Source organism: Bradyrhizobium sp. CCGB01 (assembly GCF_024199795.1).
Classification (GTDB): Bacteria; Pseudomonadota; Alphaproteobacteria; order Rhizobiales; family Xanthobacteraceae; genus Bradyrhizobium.
This window is the reverse complement of the sequence record NZ_JANADK010000001.1, coordinates 7,485,124-7,503,610: the sequence shown is the minus strand read 5'-3', so window position 1 is coordinate 7,503,610 and position 18,487 is coordinate 7,485,124. Positions and strand designations below refer to the sequence as shown.

Genomic DNA, 18,487 nt, shown 5'->3' with positions numbered 1-18,487 from the left:
GCGCTCCATCCAGGCTGCAAGGGGGATTCTACGGCGCCACCGGCGTCCCCGCCGGCAGCGCAATTCCCTTCTCGCCCGCGATGTCTCTCAACAAATCCGGCCTGTCCGAGATGATACCGTCGACGCCGAGCTCGATCATGCGTGTCATGTCCTCACGCTTGTTGACCGTCCACACCACGACGCGCAGTCCGAGTGCGTGCGCCTCCGAGATGAGCGCTCCGGTCACATCGCCGAAATAGGGCGACCAGACCGCGCCGCCCGCAGCCTTGATCGTCCGCGGTAGCGAGCCGCCGTGATCGGCAGGATTGAAGCCCGCCGTCCAGTTGGTAGCCTTGTCGAGCGCCACCGTCTGGCCTGAGCCGCGCTGGAGCGTCAGGTAGACCGTCGGGATGTTGGGCGCCTGTTGCCGGACGAGCAGCAGGGTTCGCCAGTCGAACGACTGGATCATGACGCGGTCGGAAAACTTTTCAGTGTCGATCAGTCCGAGCACCTTGGTGACGAAAGCTTGCGGATCGAGGGATTCGTCCGGATGGTTCGGATCGATCTTGGTTTCGATGTTGAAACGCACGCGAGTGTTGCCGGACTTTCGCACCAGCGCGAACAACTCGCTCAGGGTGGGAATGCGTGTCCCCGGAACGGCCCGCTGATCGGGGAATTGCTTCGCATAAGAGCTGTCGGGACGGATCTGGCCGACGTCATAGGATCTGACCTCGTCGAGCCGCAGTTTTACGAAGGGCGTGCCGGGCGGCGTGACATAGGTCCCGTCGGATCTCCGCGCGAGATCGGGATTGAGCCCGCGCTCATGCGACACCACGACTTCGCCATCCGCGGTCACGCCGACGTCGAGCTCCAGCGTGTCCACGCCCATCGACAGCGCATTGGCGAAGGCCGGCAGGGTGTTCTCCGGCAGCAGCGCGCGGCCGCCGCGATGCGCCTCGAGATCGAAGGCCATAGCCTCTCCCGCCATCGAAACGAGGATCACAGTCAAGATCGTTGAGATATGTGAGGGCATGGCGGCACGCTGGGCAAGGGGCAGTGCTTGGTAGTCGAGCACTTTGCCGGCTTGTCGGCAACGTCGCAAAAACGAAGCCCCGACCGGGCCCGAGATTTTGAGAGCCGGTCGGCCGCGCCCTTCGTCGTCGAACGCGGCAACGCTGCGTTCGAATAGCGTCAGTTCTGGTAGTAATAGCCGCGCGGCTGATAAACCTGCCGGGGCTGCGGCTGATAATAGTAGCCCTGCTGGCCAGCGCCCTGGTCGTAATAGGAGCGCGGCTGCTGCTGCTGATAGACCTGCGCGTCATAGAGCGGCCGGGTGGAGGGGCGCGGCGCCGGATAGCGCGCGCCGGTGTCGCTGCCGTCGGCCGGATAGATGTAGTTGTCGTCCTGTGGCATGTAGCGGCGGGCGGGCTGCGCCGGCGGCGCCAGATTCACGGGATCGCCTGACGTGGCGTATTGCTCTTCGGCAGGCTGCGGAGCGCGGGCCACTGCTGTGGGGTTGCGGCCGCGCGGATTGCGGGCCAGAGCCACCTGGGCCGAGCCGGTCAGCGTCACCGTGGTGTTGAGCACGCCCTGTTGCTGCACCAGCGCGTAGAGCGTCGTCGCATTCTGACGCGACAGCCGCACGCAGCCATGCGACGCGGGCGAGCCGAGCCGGCCGACCGAGTCGGTGCCGTGGATGGCGTGCCCGACCTTGGTGAAGAAGATCGCATGCGGCATCGGCGCGTCGTCGAATTCCTTGGAGTAGTGATCCTCTTCCATGCGGAAGGCGCGGAATGCGCCGTTCGGCGTTTCACGCGAGGGAATGCCCGTCGACACCGGCCAGCGATAGCGCGCGACGCCGTCGACCGCGACGGTCATCTGCTGATTGTCCTTGTCGACGGTGATCTCGACCTTGGCCTGCGCGGTGCCCGCGCTCAAAAGCATCAGGGAGGTGAAAGCGATAAAAAATGAACGCATCTGAAAACGCATTTGAGTTCTGGCCTCCGGCCTGTTCACGCCAGGCGCTGCGGCTCTCCGTCCCCCGGCGTGCAATATGTCTGCAATCCGGCTTTCGTTCCAGCGGCCTGGCGGCCCATCGTTAACGCGATGCCGGGCGTAAGCAAGGCCGCTTTGTGCCACGTGGCTGGCGGCGGCGCTGACATTTTCGCGAGCGTGCCGAGCGTTCACAACGCCGACAATTCGTCATAAAGGCGCAACCATTCGGCCGCTTCGGGCGTTGATCGTGGCCACCCCGACAGGCGGCTTTCGCCGCCTTGCCCCCTTTAATTCCCTTGGGACCGAAGATGAACAAAGCCCGTATCGCCGCCGCGCAATTGCCGGCTGGTCTGCCAATCCGTCTGCTGTTCGCAGCCGCTGCCATCCTGCTCGCGTTGTTGTCGCTGCCGCAAGCCGGCCACGCCCAGGGCATCGTGCGCGGCGCCCAGGAAGGCTCCTATGAAGGCAACCGGATCGCCGGCCCTGTGGGCGGCGTGGTTGGTGGCGCGGTCGGCGCCGGTGTTGGTGGCGCCGTGGGGGCGGTCGAGGGCGTGTTCGGCATTCCGCATCATCGCCACTACCGCTGCCGCGGCTACTATGACGGCTATCACCGCTTCCATTGCTATCGGTAAGCACCGTCGTCATTCCGGGGCGCGCGGAGCGCGAGCCCGGAATCCATCGTGCGGCAGAGCCACTGGATGAATGGATTCCGGGTTCGTGCTTCGCACGCCCCGGAATGACAATCAGTTCTTCAACCGGTAACCCGTCCGGAAAATCCACCAGATGATGGCGAGGCAGATCACCAGGAACGCGGTCGTCATGCCGATGCTGACGGACACGCTGACATCCGCGATCTCGTAGAAGCTCCAGCGGAAGCCCGAGATCAGATAGACGACCGGGTTGAGCAGCGCCACCGTGCGCCAGGTGGGCGGCAGCATGTCGATGGAATAGAAGCTGCCGCCGAGGAAGGTCAGCGGCGTCACCACGAGCATCGGGATCATCTGGAGCTTTTCGAAGCCGTCGGCCCAGATGCCGATGATGAAGCCGAACAGGCTGAACGTCACCGCCGTCAGCACCAGGAAGGCCAGCATCCAGACCGGATGATGGATGTGCAGCGGCACGAACAGGCCGGCGGTGGCGAGAATGATCAGGCCGAGGATGATCGACTTGGTCGCGGCGGCGCCGACATAGCCGAGCACGATCTCGAAATAGGAGATCGGCGCCGACAGGATCTCGTAGATCGTGCCTGTGAATTTGGGGAAGTAGATGCCGAACGAGGCGTTGGCGATGCTCTGCGTCAGCACCGAGAGCATGATCAGGCCCGGCACGATGAAGGTGCCGTAGCTGACGCCCTCGACCTCGCTGATGCGCGAGCCGATCGCGGCGCCGAACACCACGAAATAGAGCGAGGTCGAGACGACGGGCGAGACGATGCTTTGCAGCACCGTGCGCCAGGTGCGCGCCATTTCGAACAGATAGATGGCGCGGATGGCGCGGTGATTCATGACGTCCTCACGAGGTCGACGAAGATGTCCTCGAGCGACGATTGAGTCGTGTCGAGATCGTTGAAGCGGATGCCGGCGTTGCGGAGGTCGCTGAGCAGGCTGGTGATGCCGGTGCGCTCGCCCTTGGTGTCATAGTCGTAGACGAGCGTCGCGCCGCCGTCGCAGAGGTCGAGCTCGTAATGGCTGAGGCTGTCCGGCAGCGTCGTGACCTTGCCCTGCAGATGCAGTGTCAACCGCTTCTTGCCGAGCTTCTCCATCAAGGTCGCCTTGTCCTCGACCAGCACGATCTCGCCCTTGTTGATGACGCCGATGCGGTCGGCCATCTCCTCGGCTTCCTCGATGTAATGCGTGGTCAGGATGATGGTGACGCCGGATTGCTGGAGGGTGCGCACCACCTCCCACATGCCCTTGCGCAGCTCGACGTCGACCCCGGCGGTCGGCTCGTCCAGGAACAGGATCTGCGGCTCGTGCGACAGCGCCTTGGCAATCATCACGCGGCGCTTCATGCCGCCGGAAAGCGTGATGATCTTGTTGTCCTTCTTGTCCCAGAGCGAGAGGTCCTTCAGGACCTTCTCGATGTGCGCAGGATTCTTCGGCTTGCCGAACAGGCCGCGCGAGAAGCTCACCGTGGCCCACACGCTCTCGAAGGCGTCGGTGTGCAATTCCTGTGGCACGAGGCCGATCAGCGAGCGCGCCTTGCGGTAGGAGGTCTGGATGTCCTCGCCGCCGACGAGGACCTTGCCTTCGCTGGGATTGGCGATGCCGCAGATGATCGAGATCAGCGTGGTCTTGCCCGCCCCGTTCGGTCCGAGCAGCGCAAAGATCTCGCCGCGCTTGATGTCGAGATTGACGTTTTTGAGCGCCTTGAAGCCGGACCCATAGGTCTTCGACAAATTGGCGACGGAAATGATGGAGGACATGATGGCCGCAAGTCTGAGGGGCAAAGGCTGGGGAGGGGGCTGGAACCGTCCCGGGAGGAGGTCAGCGGAGCCCTGAAATAGGAATGCTCTTGCCCGGCCGCAATTGCCGGGAGAAAAATGGTCTCAAAACAGGCGCTTCGGTGGCCGGTTTCAGGCAAGTGTTGCGCGATGGTCACGGGCTGTGGCTAAGATTGCCACTCACGCGCCTCTTTGTTGCGTCTGCGAGCAGGGCGTGGCTACGATTCCGGCCGATCGCAAAGCGTATTGTCCCCAGGGAAAAGACCGATGAGACCGAACGGCCGTCACACCGCCGGCGCCAGCCAGTTGTCCGCCATCCGCGTGTGGGCGATCTGCCTGCTCCTGCTGTCAGCTGTTGCCATCAACCCGACCACCGCCAAGGCGGCCCCGAGTCAGGCTGCCGCCCAGACCACGCATGTCTACCTGCTCCGCGGCGTGCTCAACATCTTCTCGCTCGGGCTCGACACGATCGGCTCCCGGCTCCAGGCCCAGGGCATCCCGGTGACCGTCGCCAACTTCGTGTCCTGGTCCTCGCTCGCCGATGAAGCCGCGACCGCCTACAAGGCCGGCCGAATCAAGACCATCGTCCTGGTCGGCCATTCCTCGGGCGCGACCGCGCTGCCGGATATGATCGCCAAGCTCAACCAGCTCGGCGTGCCCGTGAAGCTCGCGATCGGCCTCGATTCCGTGTTCAAGACCAGGCTGTCGACCGGCGCCGAGCGCTACATCAACATCTATATCGGCGATGGTCCCGGCGAGCCGGTGCGGGCCGCGGCTGGCCTGCGTGGCAAGCTCGACAATGTCGACGTCCGCGGCACCGGCGTCGGCCACATCTCGATCGACAAGAACGAGGCGATCCAGCGCAGGGTCATCGCCGAGATCGACGCCGCGATCATGCGCTCGCGCGCCCCGGCCGCTCCGGTTGCCGAACCGCGCGCACCGCGTCCGGCACGCTCGGCAGCCGCAACGGCGCCGGCACGGAACTGAAGTCGGCACATTAGCTCGAGATCTCGTCTGTGCCGCCGTCGACCTGCAGCTCGACGGCGGCATTGCTTTATGCCTCGTCCTCGCCACCCGGCGCTTCCGGCTTCAGATAGACGATCAGGCAGCAGCAGCACATCGCAAGTCCGGCCACGGGGAATCTCAAAGCCACGCCGGCTGCGATCGCGAAGGTCGCGAGCGTGACGATCGAGCGGGTGCGCATGATCCTGCGCTCCCGTGGCTGGACCTCGCCCGCCGGCGCACGCCCGACGAGGTCCCAGAGCAGCGCGACATAGGTCGCGTTCACCAGGAAGAACACTGCGGCGTAGAAAGCGACCGGCTGCGCCGCGAGCTCGCTCACCGCCATCCAGGCGGTGGAGAGCGGCAGCAGCGACACCGAGAACAGATGGGCAAAATTGAACCACATCAGCCGCGGCGTCGTTTCGCTCGCATAGCGCATCAGATGATGGTGATTGGCCCAGACGATCGCGATGAAAACGTAGCTGACGGCATAGGAGAGCCAGGTCGGCCACAACGCCAGCAGCGCCGCGAAGGTCGGGCTTTCGGGCGGGCGAAGCTCGAGCACCAGCACCGTGATCAGGACGGCGAACACGCCGTCCGAAAATGCGCTCAATCGTTCCGGAGTCCGTCTCGCATGTGCCATGTCGGCTGCTCCATCACGTCGATTTCACCTCACCGCCGTCCATGCGCAGCACCGTGCCGGTCATCCAGCGCGCCCGCGGCGAGACCGCGAATGCGATGAGCTCGGCGATTTCCCGGGCTTCGCCGAACCTGACAATGCCGGCTTGATTGAGCGCCTGTCGTTTTGCTTCGTCGAGCGAGATGTTGCGGGACGCCGCGGCCTTCTCGATCATGGACAGGCGGCGGCCGGTCATGATCGCGCCGGGCGAGACGCTGTTGACCTGAACCCCGTCGGCGATGCCGCGTTCCGCGAACGCCTTCGCCATGGCTTCGATTGCGGCATTGATGGCGCCGACGGCCGCGGCTCCCGGCTTCGGAATCACCGCCGCATTGCCGGACATGAACACGACACGTCCTCCGGCTTGCCTGAGCGCGTCCCAGGCACGGATCGTCAAACGCCGCGCGCCGTGGAATTTCAGCGCCATGCCGGCGTCCCACTGCGCATCGGTCATTTCAAACACATCGAGCCCGGGAACAGCGCCGGCGACATTGACGAGGGCATCGATGCGGCCAAAGCGATCCAGCGTCCGGCTCACGAGCGTGTCGGCCGAAGCCGGAGCCGCCAGGTCGAGATCGAGCTGCAGCGGCTCGGCGCCGGCCGCCTTGATCTCGCGTCCGGCCGCTTCCAGCTGGTCCGCGCTGCGTGCAGCGACGACGACCGCGCCGAAGTCCTGCGCGAGCCGTAGTGCGGCAGCCCGGCCGATCCCGGAGCTTGCGCCTGTCACGATGGCGACGGATGGCGACATGATGAAATCCTCGCGCTAGCGCAGCCGGCCGAGGAAATCGCGGATGCTGTCCGCGATCTCGCGCGCATGCGTTTCCAGCGCGAAGTGGCCGGTGTCGAAGAACTGCACCTCGGCGTTGGGATTGTCGCGCTTGAAGGCTTCGGCGCCGGGCGGGATGAAGAACGGGTCGTTCTTGCCCCACACCGCCAGGAACGGCGGCTTGCGCGTGCGGAAGTAGCTCTGGAATAGCGGATAGAGCGCAACGTTGCTCTTGTAGTCGCCAAACAGGTCGAGCTGCACGTCGTCCGAGCCCGGACGCGCCAGGTAAAAATTGTCGAGGTTCTGGCCGTCCGGCGACACCATGGCCGGATCTGGAACGCCGTGCGTGTACTGCCAGCGCGTCGTCTCCGGCGTGAGGAAGGCGCGCAGCGCGTCGCGGTTCGCCGGCGAGGGATCCTGCCAATACGCCTTGATCGGGGTCCAGCCGTCGCTGAGGCCGTCCTCATAGGCGTTGCCGTTCTGCGAGATGATGGCCGTGATCCGTTCGGGATGGCTGAGCGCCAGCCGAAAGCCCGTCGGCGCGCCATAATCGAACACGTAGATTGCGAACCGGTCGAAGCCGATCACTTCGGTGAAACGCTCGATCACATGCGCGATGTTGTCGAAATTGTAGATGAAGTCCTTGCGCGGCGGCATGTCGGACTGACCGAAGCCGGGAAGGTCGGGCGCGACGATGTGGTACTTGTCAGCGAGCAACGGGATCAGGTCGCGGAACATGTGACCGGCGCTCGGGAAGCCGTGCAGCAGCAGCAGCTTCGGCGCGCCCGAAGGTCCGGCCTCGCGATAGAAAATTTTGAAGCCGTCGACGTCTGCCGTGCGATATCGGGTGGTGGTCATGTCGTTCTCCGTTTTTCGATGGGGGATGAAGCGCTAGTTGCTGCGCACGGAACGAACCGCGTCGCGGATGATCTCGGCGACGAAAGCGGGCGCGGTGACGCTCGGCGTGTGATCGACGGCGTGGGTACGGATCTGCGCCTTCATGCGCTCGGCCATGAAGCGCTGCATCTCCGGCACGATCATGCGGTCCTGCTCCGCGAGCAGGTACCAGCTCGGCACGTCCTTCCAGAGCGGACGCCCGCCAGGGATCGTGATGCAGTCGACCGAGATCGGCCGCTGCACGGCGGCGAGCACGGTGTGATCTTCCGCGGACGCGTTTTGCGCGAAGGCGGTCGCGAAGGCGTCTTCAGGCAGCCAGATCAGGCCGTTGTCGTCAGGCGCAAGCTTCGGCGCCTGCGGATGCGGGGCGAGACGATAGAACACGTCCGCGACCTTCTCGCCTTCGTCAGGTGCCAGCGCTGCGACATACACCAGCGCCTTCACGCGTGCGGGGCGTGCCAATGCGATCACCGCGCCGGCATAGGCATGTCCCGCCAGCACCACCGGACCTTCGGTGCGGTCCAGGCTCCGGTTGAGGGCGGCGACATCGTCCGCAAGCGAGGTCAGCGAAAGCGGAGCCGCTTGCGCCTTGATGCCGTCGGCCTTGAGCGCCGTGATGACGCGCGCCCAGCTCGATCCATCGGCCCAAGCGCCATGGGCCAGGATCACAGTCATCTCCGCCTTGGCCATCTTCGCCTCCTGGATAGTAACCTGTTAAATAGCTGAGTTGAGGGTTATTAGCCCGATGAGTAACTTGTCAAGACGCATTTAACGGGTTACAGATCCGATCTTCCCGCCCGGCAGAGAAGCGACGCATGTCAAACAACAGACCGCCCGCCATGTTCATCGCCGACTCGCGCGGTCTCGATTTCCTGAACTCGATCGCGACGCCGGTCGATGTGCCCGTCGACTGGATCAACGACGGCGATGGCCTGGTCGACTGGCTGGCGCAGGCCAGGCTCGTCCCCGCGGAAGAACTGGAGATGCTGAGCACGCGCGCAAAGCCGGGCGAGCTGGACGCGGTCGCCGAACAGGCGAGGGCCTTGCGCGAGTGGTTCAGGACGTTCGTCCGCGGCCATGCCGGCCGGCCACTCGGTGCGGAGGTGTTAGGCGAGCTCGATCCGCTCAACAGCCTCCTGGCGCGCGACGAGGTTTTCGGCCGGATCGAAGCCCGGCTTCACGATGACAATCATGGCCTCGCGCTGCGCACGACGCGGCGCTGGCGATCGCCGGAATCACTGCTGCTGCCGGTCGGCGAAGCGATGGCGAAATTCGTCTGCGAGGAAGACTTCTCGAACGTGAAGGCGTGCGAGGGCCATAGCTGCACGATGGTGTTCGTGGACCATACCCGCAGGCGTGCGCGGCGATGGTGCAGCATGGCGATCTGCGGCAACCGCGCCAAGCAGGCCGCGCACCGCGACCGGCTCAAGCACCGGAACTGACCGACCGCAACGTCACATGCGATGCCGTCAGGCGGCGGTGACACGAACCGGCATGCTCTCCAGCCCGCGCAGGGAATTGTTGAGCCTGCGTTTCGGCTCTGCCGTGAGCTCGATGGTCTTCACGCGCCTTGCGAGCTCGCTGAAGATCAATTCGCCTTCCAGACGCGCGATCATCTGGCCGACGCAGGCGTGAATGCCGGCGCCGAAGCCGACATGGCCGGTCGCGAGCCGCTCGACGTCGAAGCGATCGGGTCCGTCCCACCGCGCCGGATCGCGGTTGGCGGAGGCCATGAACAGCAGCACCTTGCGGTGCGCGGGGATCACGCCGCCGCCGATCTCGACGTCGCGCGAGGTGGTGCGAAAGAACGTCTGCACCGGGGAATCGTAGCGCAGGCCTTCCTCGAAAGCGTTGCGCGCCAGCTCCGGCTTGTGGTGCAGCTTGCGGTATTCATCCGGGTGCGTGGCGAGCGCCAGCAGCGTGTTGCCGATGCCATTGACGGTGGTGTCGATCCCCGCGGTGAGGAACGGCCGCACCAGATGCGTTGCTTCGTGCTCGCTGATCTCGCCGTCGTCGGCCGCCTGGTAGATCATCATGCCGAGGCTGTCAGGGCGTAAGGCGTCGCGGGCGCAACATTCCATGATCCAGCTTTGCGCCGCGAGACCTTCCTTCCGCGAAGCCGCAAGCATCTCGTTCTCCGGACCAAAGCTGTCGAACACGAACGTGCTCCAGGCCAGCAGCTTCTCGCGGCCGTCCGGCCGGATGCCGATCGCATCCGGAAACACCTTCATCGGATAGGCTTCCGCAAGATCGGTCACGGCATCGAACGTGCCTTTGTCGATCAGCTCGGTGACCTTCCTCTCCGCCTCCTGCTGAAACGTCTCGCGCAGCTTCCTTGCGACGCCCGGAGACAGCGTACGGCCGAGAACCCGCCGGCCCTTGTCGTGATCGGGCGGATCGATCTGCAGCGTCAGCGGCTTCGGAAGCGCCGGGTTCATCCCGTGCAGCCCGACGCCTTCGCCGCTGATGAAGGTCTTCCAGTCCTTCAGCGCCGGCTCGACCTCGGCATAGCCCGCCATCGCCCACACGCCGTAGCGCTCCAGTGCGAACGCGGGCCCGAGCGCCCTTAGCGCCTGATAGGCGGGATAGGGGTCGATCAGGAAGTCGGGCGCAAACGGGTCGACCGGACTGGATGCAATGCCGCTCATGGTCAGCTCCCGGCCGCTATTGCTTGGTCAGCGGGCAGTGGCCTTCGCTCTCGGAGCGGAACGCGTCCTCGCCCTTGATCGTGGCGACGACCTTCAGCAGATCCCAGGCCGAATTCGACTCCTCGGGGGCCTTGACCTGGAGCAGGTAGAGCGGATGGATCTTGCGTCCGTCCTTGCGGATATAGCCTTTGCCGAACAGCGCATCGTCGGTGGGCATCTCCTTCATCGCGGCGACGACGGCCTTGCCGTCCTTGGCGCCGCCGACCTTGTCGACCGCCTTGAGATAGTGAATGACCGAGGCATAGACGCCGGCCTGCATGTCGTTCGGATAGGCCTTCGACGGAATGCGCTCGGCGAAGCGTTTGGCGAAAGCGCGCGTGCCGTCGTTCAGATCCCAATAGAACGGGTTCATGATCTGCGCGCCCTGCGCAAATTTAAGTCCGAGCGCGGGCAGGCCGTTCATTCCCAGGATCAATCCGACCAGCTTGTGGTCCTTGGTCAGGCCGAACTCGGCGGCTTGCTTCATCGAGGTGATGGTGTCGTCGCCGGCATTGGCGAAGCCGACGACGTTGGCGCCCGAAGCCTGCGCCTGAAGCAGGAAGGAAGCGTAGTCGGCCGTTCCCAGCGGATGCCGCACGCTGCCGAGCACCTCGCCGCCGGATGCCTTGACGGCCTCCGCGGCCTGCTTTTCCAGATCGTGTCCGAAGGCGTAGTCGGCGGTGATGAAGAACCACTTCTTGCCGCCCTGCTGCACGATCGCCTTGCCGAGGCCGCGACCGTAGGCATAGGTGTCGTAGGTCCAGTGCACGGTGTTCGGCGTGCACTTCTCGCCGGTCAGCAGCACCGTGCCGGCGCCCGATCCGACGAAGGCCTTGTTCTTCTCGGCGCTCATGCCGGCCACGGCAAGCGCGATCGACGAGTTCGGAATGTCGAAGATCGCGTCGACGCCGTCGTTCTCGTACCAGCGCCGCGCGATGCCGATCCCGATGTCCGTCTTGTTCTGGTGATCCGCCGCGACAACCTCGACGGGCTTGCCCGCGGCCTTTCCGCCATAGTCTTCGACCGCCATTTTTGCCGCGACGACCGAGCCGACGCCTTGATAGCTGGCGAACGGGCCCGACTGGTCGTTCAGGATGCCGATCTTCACCGCATCCTGGGCGAATGCCGGCGCTGCGGCCAGCATCAGGGCCGAAATGCACAATTTATGCAGGAATTTGCTGTTCATTGTCTCCCTCCCGTGGGCGGTCTTGGTGCCGCTAAATAATAGTTATATTTTATATCTATTTTCGGGAGAGTCAATTCGGCGGATGTCTGGCCGCCGCGGTTCGAGGAACATGAGCCCGTGAGACCCGCAGGGAAGCCCGGCCAGCCGCCGGAGAAATCGTTGAATTTGCAGGCGCTCCAGCGCACGCCGGGCTTCATGCTGCGGCTGGCGCAGCTGAAATTCTTCGAGGGCTTTTACGAAGAGTTCGCCGCATTGGGCGTGACGCCCGCGACCTATGCGATCTTCGCCGTCATCCGCGACAATCCCGGCGTTCCGCCGAGCAGCCTTGCAAGCCTGCTGCGGTTGCGCCTGCCCAACCTGATCAAGATCCTGAACGAGCTGGAATCATCGGGTTTCATCAAGCGCAACCGCTCGAAGGCGGATCGCCGCGCCGTCGAGCTCGTGCTCACGCCAAAGGGCGCAAAGCTCATTCAAGAGGCGGCAAGGCTGACGGAGCCGTACAACAAGAAGATGCTCGTCCCGCTCAGCGAGGCCGAGCAGCGCACCTTGCTTGATCTGCTGAACCGGATCCTGCCGCTTTAGGGCAAGGCTGCGGTGTTGCTACAGACCGCGCATCGCAGCCGGCTCAAGGGCAGGCTGTGAGCGTCGCGACGCGCTCAGTATCGTCGGAATTGTCCCAGCCCTCACGCCAAGGTTGTGTCTTTCAGGTGACAGCCAAATGCGGCCTGGCCGCCTAGGATATCGCCAATTCTGCAGAATTTTAGAATCGCGCGTCCGGCCGTCGGACGCGATGGACTGGAAATGAACATGAAGAAGATCATCGCGGCCACCCTGTTCCTCGCTCTCGGACCGGTGGCTGCTTCGGCCGCCGATCTTGCCTACAAGGCACGTCCCGCAGTTGTCGATCCCGGCTACAATTGGAGCGGCTTCTACATCGGTGTGAACGGCGGCTATGCTTGGAACAATTCCAGCGACGTCGCCGTTTCCGGCTCCCCTCTGATCACGATCTCGCAGCCTGGCGCCGTCCCCTTTGCCGTCGGTGGATTGCGGCCGGAAGGCTATCTCGTCGGCGGACAGGTTGGCTGGAATTACCAGTTTGGTCGCGGCTTGGTCGGCATCGAGGCAGATTTCGATTTCGCCGACATCAACGACTCCCGCAATGTCGATCTGCCGGCAATCGGTCCCCTTGTTCGAACCAGCGCGAGCGAGAAGATTGATTTCTTCGGGACCGTGCGCGGCCGTCTCGGTGGAATTGTGTCGCAGCGGTTGCTGCTGTTCGTGACCGGCGGTCTCGCCTATGCCAACGTCAAGGACACAGCTAACATCAACGAATTCTTCGCTGTGCCGGGGCTCGGGCGCCAGTTCACCGCAAGCGCCTCGGACCTGCGTTTCGGATGGACGGTCGGTGCCGGCGCGGAATGGGCCTTCGCCCGCAACTGGAGCGTGAAAGGCGAGTACCTCTACTACGATCTCGGCAGCCGCACGATCACCGGCCCGCAGACCAATCCCGTTGGGGCCGATTTCGCGACCTACAATTTCTCGACTCGCGGCAACATCGTGAAGGCAGGTCTGAACTACAAGTTCGACTGGGGCACGCCCGTCGTCGCAAAATACTGAAGTCCCATAGGAGTCCGGCCGCCTGGTGCGGTCCGGACGGCCCTCGGCGCCCCAAAATCCGCCAAATCGGTCGTCACTAAGCCGGTTTGGGGGAGGCCCTTGCCTCGCGTGTGGGACGGCTGGATTGATGATGGATTTGAGGCGGCTAGTCGTGCTCGCAGCGGTCGCGCTGCTTGCCCTCGGCACCGGTACGGCTGTTGCCTCTCCGGCCAAGTCCAAGCGCCCTGCGGTCGCGACCGCCGCGCCGCCGCCTCCCGCTCCGCCCGTGGAGCCGCTGCCGCCGCCGAAGGTCTACCTGTTCCGGGGCGCCATGGGGCCGATCTTCTCGACCGGCATGGACCGGCTCGGCGAGAAGCTGACGCAGGCCGGCTTCGCGGCCGACGTCTATGAGTTCACCCTGTGCCGGTTCATCGGCGGCCGCGTCATCTCCAGTTACAAGGAGACGCCGGCGCCGATCGTGCTGATCGGCCATTCCATGGGCGGGCTGTGCTCGATCGTAATCTCCGAGATGGCGGCCAAGGAGAACATTCCGATCAGCCTCGTCATCGCCATCGACCCCGCGCATGCGACCGGCGACGTGCCGCTCAATGTCGAGCGCTTCATCAACATCTTCCTGTCCGACAGCGTGCTCGGCGGCGGCGACGTCGTGGCCGTGCCCGGCTATCGCGGCCATTATGCGAGCTACGACCTCAAGGAGAACTCGCGGGTCAGCCACATCAACATCGAGAAGTCGGACGACATTCATCGCCAGATCGTCGAGATGGTGACGCAGCTGCCGCGTATCCCTGCGCAGGGCCAGGCTGATGCCGTGCCGCTGCGCTATCTCGTGCCGGCGGATACGCTGGTGGAATTGTGGGACAGCGGGGTGCGGGTCCCGGTGCGCGCGGGCGATACCATGGCGAGTATCGCTGCAGCCCGCCGCGTGCCGTTGTGGACGCTCGCGCAGAGCAACTCGCTGGCGGAGAACGCGACCCTCACACCCGGCCAGTCCATCATCGTCCCGCGCCATCTGACGCCGCCGGAGCCGACGGCCGCGATGGCGACGCCGACAACGCCGAGCCGGCGGTAGGTCCGGGACCGGTCTGATCGGAAACCAGGAAGTGCGTTCTCTCTCCGGCTTGCGGAGCGAGTCTCACGCGAACATGCCGCGATAAGTTGCCGGCATCGTCAGCAGGCCAGGGTCACACGATGAGGTCGTGATGCACATGAGATCCGACTGAACCGTCGACGACGTGAGCGCCATGGTGCAGGTGCGAAAGCTCGGCGGCCGCCGCGGCGTCGCCATGTCCGTCGGCTTTTGCCGCGCGTTCGTGATGGTCGAGCGGCGCTGGGACATCGTTCTCGAATGCGATGCCCGATCTCTCGATCGCCGGATTCAGGAAGTGGAAGGAATGGCCCAGCCCGTGCGGATTTTCCTGCCAGTGTCCGTGTGCGTCATCAGCCGCAGAATGAAATTGAGAATGAGGCCTGCTTGGCTCCCCGGTCGAAGCGTGACGGTGTTCGTTGGTCTGAGGAGGACTCGAACGCGCGCCGTCGCCGTTTTCGAGGGCGATCTCTGGGGCGGCATCAACCGCATTTCCGGTATCGGCAGCGCTCACCATGGTGGGGGCGACATCCGGCACGGGATGACTTTCCTGCGGCATGCCGCCCGCGCCAGTTCCGCTCGAATGGGTGCTCTCGCTGGTCGCGGTCTGTTCGAACACAAATCTGAAGGAGTCCATCGACGGCGAAACGGTTGCCGGATCCGAGAGGGTGGATGGCGTGGCAGCCTGGCCCGAGGTGGAAGAGGTGGTTGCCTCGCTCACACTGCTCCGATCCTGAGCGGCATCGAGGTGATGGCTGACATCCACCGATGGAGCGGTTGAGCCTCCGCTGGAGGAGGGCGGACTGTTGCCGTCCGTCGTGTCGGCGGAGACCTCGGACGTACTGATCGCAGCGACGGCCGTGTCACCTTGCATGGCTGCGGTCGGGCCGATGGTGTCGCTCACAGCCGGGGCCAGCGCGGCGGTTTGGTCCACGATGAAATCAGACGAATCGATGGTCGCGACACCCTGGAGATGAACTTCCAGCAGGCCGGAATCGCCGATATGGAGCGTTCGATCCGTCGGATTGACATAGACGACGGTTTCATTGGCCGAGCCGTCGTAAATCCAGGCGATGGTGTGGGCCGGCACGAATGTGCTTGTCGAGGTCAATGCCAGGATCAGGAATCCGAGCGCTCCGATGGCCGTCAAATCGATCTTGTCGGCTCCTGATTTGAAATCAGTGATCGTATCGAACCGGTCTGCACGGGAATCTGCCGTCGACAGATACACGAAGTTGTCATCGCCATTGCCGCCCGTGAGCCTGTCCGAACCGAGCCCGCCGATGATGGTGTCGCACCCGTTGCAGCCGTCGATATTGTCTCGTCCGGAGCCGCCGTAGATGATGTCATCCCCGTTGTTGCCCTTGATCGCATCGTTGCCCGATCCGCCAAAGATGGTGTCGTTCACGCCGGTGCCGTTGAGGGTGTCGTCACCGGCACCTCCGTAGACCGTTTGGGGAAAATTGCCGCCGCCGGCGATACAGTCATCCCCCGGCGTGCCGTAGACAAACGGGGGATCGCAGACGACGGTTGCTCCTGTTGCCAGATTGTCGAAGTCGTTGGGGTCGGCTTCACTGGCGCCACGGATGCAGATCGTCACCTCTTGGGCGGTGCCGTCGATGGTCGTCACCGTGAAGTGATCGGTGAGCGTATCGCCGATGTCGAGCGCGTCCACCACGCAGTTGTTGTTGTCGAGCACATAGGTCCATACGCCGGACGCGGTCATGGTGAAGGTGCCGTAGCCGCCGTCGCTTGCAGTGCACGAGGTCACCGCTGTGAAGGTGTTCGCCGGATTGTCGACGTCGGTATCGGCGAGCTTGCCGGTCGCGCACGGGATCCCGGACGAGATGCCGCCGGCTTCGAGCACCGAGCCCGTCGTGGTTCCGGAAATGATGGCGGCGTCATTCATGCCCTTGATCGTGATTGTCACCACCTGCGGCGTGCCGTCGAGCGTCGTCACGGTGAAATGATCGGTCCGGGTATCGCAGTCATTGAGGGCTTGCACTGCGCTGTTGTTGTTGTCGAGCGTGTAGGTCCACGTGCCCAGCGCTGTCATCGTGAAGGTCCCGAAGCCGCCCGCGCTCGTCTTTGGCGTGCTCACCGGGGTGAAGGTGTTGGGCGGATCATCGGGATCTGCATCGGTCAACGTGCCGGTCGCAGTCGGCTTGCCAGGCTTTCCATTGGCCACACATCCGGCCTCGAGCACCCAGCCGGTCGTCGTTCCGCAAATGACGGCAGCATCGTTGCTGCCGTTGATGGTGATCGTCACAACCTGTGCCGTGCCGTCGGTCGTGGTGACCGTGAAGCAGTCGGTCAGCGTGTCGGCCTTGTTGAGCGCCTGAACCGCGGCGTTGGCATTGTCGAGTGCATAGGTCCACTCGCCGGCCGCGGTGATCGTGAAACAGCCATAGCCATGCGCGCTTGCCGTCGGCGCGCCGACAGCCACGAAGGTGCTGGAGGGGTCGTCGACATCCGTGGCGACAAGTTTGCCCGCCGCGATCGGCGTGCCGGGCGAAGCACCGCTTGCCTCGACGACTGAACCGGTCGAGGTGCCGGAGATGACGGCGGCGTCGTTGCTGCCTTGGATCGTGATCGTCACGACTTGCGGGGTGCCGTCGATCGTGGTCACCGTCAGGGTATCGGTCAGGGTGTCGCCGACGCGAAGGGCCTGCACCGTGCTATTGTGATCGTCGAGGATGTAAGTCCACACGCCGTTGGCAGTCATCGTGAAACTGCCGTAGCCGCCCGTGCTCTTGGTCAGCGAACTGATGGCCGTGAAGGTGTTGGGCGGGTTGTCGACGTCCGTGTCTGTGAGCGTGCCGGTTGCGGTTGGTGTGCCGGGCGCCGCATTGGCGGTGCCGCCCGCCTCCACCACCCCGCCGCTGGCATTGCCTGAGATCGCGGCGGTGTCGTTGACGCCGTTGATGGCGATGGTGAAGGTCTGACTCGCCGAGAGCCCGCCGTCCGAGACCGTGATGACGAAGCTCGTGCTCGTCGGCGACTGCAGGGCATTGATTGCAGCGCTGTTCGGAACGAATGCGTAGGCGCCGGATGTGCTGTTGAGATAGAGGGTGCCATACGGTCCGGCCTCCGAAACATCGTATGTCCGTCCATTCAGGACCGTGTTGCCGACCGTCCCGCCGCTAATACCATAGGTCAATGTGGCATTGAACGCGCTGCTGGCGGCGAAGGTGCCGGTGGTCGCGGTGAACTCGTCGAACGTGATCGTGTCGATCTCGACCGGCCCGGCCGATACGCCCAGTGTCGGCGGCGGCCGTACGATGAGTGGGGTTACGAACACCGGCTCTGGCGTAGACGAGCCCAACGGCACAATTCTGTCTTCGAACGTGAAATTGATGTGCTCCAGCGGAAGCGAGTCGGCGAAAGGTGGCGTGCTCGATCCTGTTGCGCCTCGCGTGAGATTGGCGAGCACGTCCTGTTGAGCCGCCTGCAACTCCTCCATTCGAGCAGCGCTGTTGGCAACCTGGTTCATGCTGACCGAGGAGCCGATCCGGTGCAGGACGATGGTCTCGCCGGGATCATCCACGATGATGTGTCGCGGGACCGCCTCCTTGGTGATGAGCTCGAAGGCGCCGTGCTGCAGGTCCTTGTAGGTGATCCTGTCATCGTCCAGAAACGTGGTGTCCGGGTCTGCGGCTTGTGCGTCCTTCATCATCGAGAAGGTCAACGCCGCGATCGTCAGGATGCCGAACCCGCTCGCATGGGAACGGCTGCGAACGCTTCCCATGGGGGTGTCGATCGTCAGGGTGCCGCTGTTTGTCAGCCGGCCGGCCGCGAAAGCAAAATTTCCGCTGGCGACTGCGAGCACGGTCGAACGCGAAGCGCCGTCGGAATCGCAGGTGAATTCGCGCAGCTCGATGCGAGCGCAGCTGGAGACGTTGAATACGGTGTCGTCGAGAAGCCGAATTCCGATCTGCGCATCCGCAGCGGTCTCGATTACGTCACCGCGACAGACAAGGTCGCCAACGCTGACCCGAGTCGCCGCGCCGCCGTCACGCGTGAGAGTCGCGTGACCAAACGCTGTCCGAACCATGCCGATGATCTGGAGAGGCAGAGTCGCAATAGCTCCATGGGGGGCAACGCCCGAAGCGATGAACATTGACTTTGGCCTTGCATGCCGAATTATTCGGG

General features: G+C 64.1%; 17 protein-coding genes. 6 read left to right on the top strand and 11 right to left on the bottom strand.

Annotated features, from left to right (window positions below; translation table 11 throughout):
- Positions 1-28: 28 nt before the first annotated feature.
- Entirely contained in the window at positions 29-1,012 is a 984-nt protein-coding gene (locus tag NLM25_RS35325; protein WP_254139951.1) for a glycerophosphodiester phosphodiesterase, read from the bottom strand.
- A 158-nt stretch (positions 1,013-1,170) separates the two neighbouring features.
- Positions 1,171-1,956, bottom strand: coding sequence for a L,D-transpeptidase (locus NLM25_RS35320; RefSeq protein ID WP_254139950.1), 786 nt, complete (start codon positions 1,954-1,956; stop codon positions 1,171-1,173).
- Between the two features lie 326 nt (positions 1,957-2,282).
- Between NLM25_RS35320 and NLM25_RS35315 the strand changes: the two genes are divergently transcribed.
- On the top strand, positions 2,283-2,606 hold the full coding sequence (locus tag NLM25_RS35315) for a hypothetical protein (protein ID WP_254122464.1): 324 nt from the start codon (positions 2,283-2,285) through the stop codon (positions 2,604-2,606).
- 111 nt (positions 2,607-2,717) lie between these two features.
- Here NLM25_RS35315 and NLM25_RS35310 read toward each other — a convergent pair whose 3' ends face one another.
- Entirely contained in the window at positions 2,718-3,479 is a 762-nt protein-coding gene (locus tag NLM25_RS35310; protein WP_254122463.1) for an ABC transporter permease, read from the bottom strand.
- Entirely contained in the window at positions 3,476-4,399 is a 924-nt protein-coding gene (locus NLM25_RS35305; RefSeq protein WP_254139949.1) for an ABC transporter ATP-binding protein, read from the bottom strand. Before NLM25_RS35305 ends, NLM25_RS35310 begins: the two co-directional genes overlap by 4 nt.
- Before the next feature lie 285 nt (positions 4,400-4,684).
- Between NLM25_RS35305 and NLM25_RS35300 the strand changes: the two genes are divergently transcribed.
- Complete coding sequence (locus tag NLM25_RS35300; protein WP_254139948.1) at positions 4,685-5,404, top strand: hypothetical protein; 720 nt, start codon at positions 4,685-4,687, stop codon at positions 5,402-5,404.
- Between the two features lie 67 nt (positions 5,405-5,471).
- On the opposite strand, the gene NLM25_RS35295 is transcribed toward NLM25_RS35300, so the two are convergent.
- Genes NLM25_RS35295 through NLM25_RS35280 form a run of 4 tightly spaced genes read right to left on the bottom strand, consistent with a single transcriptional unit; the run spans position 5,472 to position 8,451 of the window.
- A complete protein-coding gene (locus NLM25_RS35295; RefSeq protein WP_254139947.1) occupies positions 5,472-6,032 on the bottom strand; it encodes a TMEM175 family protein in 561 nt (186 codons plus the stop codon).
- Positions 6,033-6,075: 43 nt separating this feature from the next.
- On the bottom strand, positions 6,076-6,846 hold the full coding sequence (locus NLM25_RS35290) for an SDR family oxidoreductase (RefSeq protein ID WP_254139946.1): 771 nt from the start codon (positions 6,844-6,846) through the stop codon (positions 6,076-6,078).
- Positions 6,847-6,861: 15 nt separating this feature from the next.
- On the bottom strand, positions 6,862-7,722 hold the full coding sequence (locus NLM25_RS35285; protein ID WP_254139945.1) for an alpha/beta fold hydrolase: 861 nt from the start codon (positions 7,720-7,722) through the stop codon (positions 6,862-6,864).
- A gap of 33 nt (positions 7,723-7,755) precedes the next feature.
- Positions 7,756-8,451 (bottom strand): alpha/beta fold hydrolase, encoded by a 696-nt coding sequence (locus NLM25_RS35280; protein WP_254139944.1) that lies wholly within the window; start codon positions 8,449-8,451, stop codon positions 7,756-7,758.
- A gap of 125 nt (positions 8,452-8,576) precedes the next feature.
- Here NLM25_RS35280 and NLM25_RS35275 point away from each other — a divergent pair, with 125 nt between their 5' ends.
- Positions 8,577-9,203 (top strand): ABATE domain-containing protein, encoded by a 627-nt coding sequence (locus tag NLM25_RS35275; protein WP_254139943.1) that lies wholly within the window; start codon positions 8,577-8,579, stop codon positions 9,201-9,203.
- A gap of 27 nt (positions 9,204-9,230) precedes the next feature.
- Here NLM25_RS35275 and NLM25_RS35270 read toward each other — a convergent pair whose 3' ends face one another.
- Positions 9,231-10,409 (bottom strand): cytochrome P450, encoded by a 1,179-nt coding sequence (locus tag NLM25_RS35270; protein WP_254139942.1) that lies wholly within the window; start codon positions 10,407-10,409, stop codon positions 9,231-9,233.
- Between the two features lie 16 nt (positions 10,410-10,425).
- Positions 10,426-11,634, bottom strand: coding sequence for an ABC transporter substrate-binding protein (locus NLM25_RS35265; RefSeq protein WP_254139941.1), 1,209 nt, complete (start codon positions 11,632-11,634; stop codon positions 10,426-10,428).
- Positions 11,635-11,751: 117 nt separating this feature from the next.
- Between NLM25_RS35265 and NLM25_RS35260 the strand changes: the two genes are divergently transcribed.
- From NLM25_RS35260 to NLM25_RS35250, 3 genes are all read left to right on the top strand, one after another.
- Complete coding sequence (locus NLM25_RS35260) at positions 11,752-12,216, top strand: MarR family transcriptional regulator (protein ID WP_254122453.1); 465 nt, start codon at positions 11,752-11,754, stop codon at positions 12,214-12,216.
- A gap of 225 nt (positions 12,217-12,441) precedes the next feature.
- Entirely contained in the window at positions 12,442-13,251 is an 810-nt protein-coding gene (locus tag NLM25_RS35255) for an outer membrane protein (protein WP_254139940.1), read from the top strand.
- Between the two features lie 127 nt (positions 13,252-13,378).
- A complete protein-coding gene (locus NLM25_RS35250) occupies positions 13,379-14,320 on the top strand; it encodes a LysM peptidoglycan-binding domain-containing protein (protein ID WP_254139939.1) in 942 nt (313 codons plus the stop codon).
- 112 nt (positions 14,321-14,432) lie between these two features.
- On the opposite strand, the gene NLM25_RS35245 is transcribed toward NLM25_RS35250, so the two are convergent.
- A complete protein-coding gene (locus NLM25_RS35245) occupies positions 14,433-18,455 on the bottom strand; it encodes a VCBS domain-containing protein (protein WP_254139938.1) in 4,023 nt (1,340 codons plus the stop codon).
- Between the last annotated feature and the right edge of the window lie 32 nt (positions 18,456-18,487).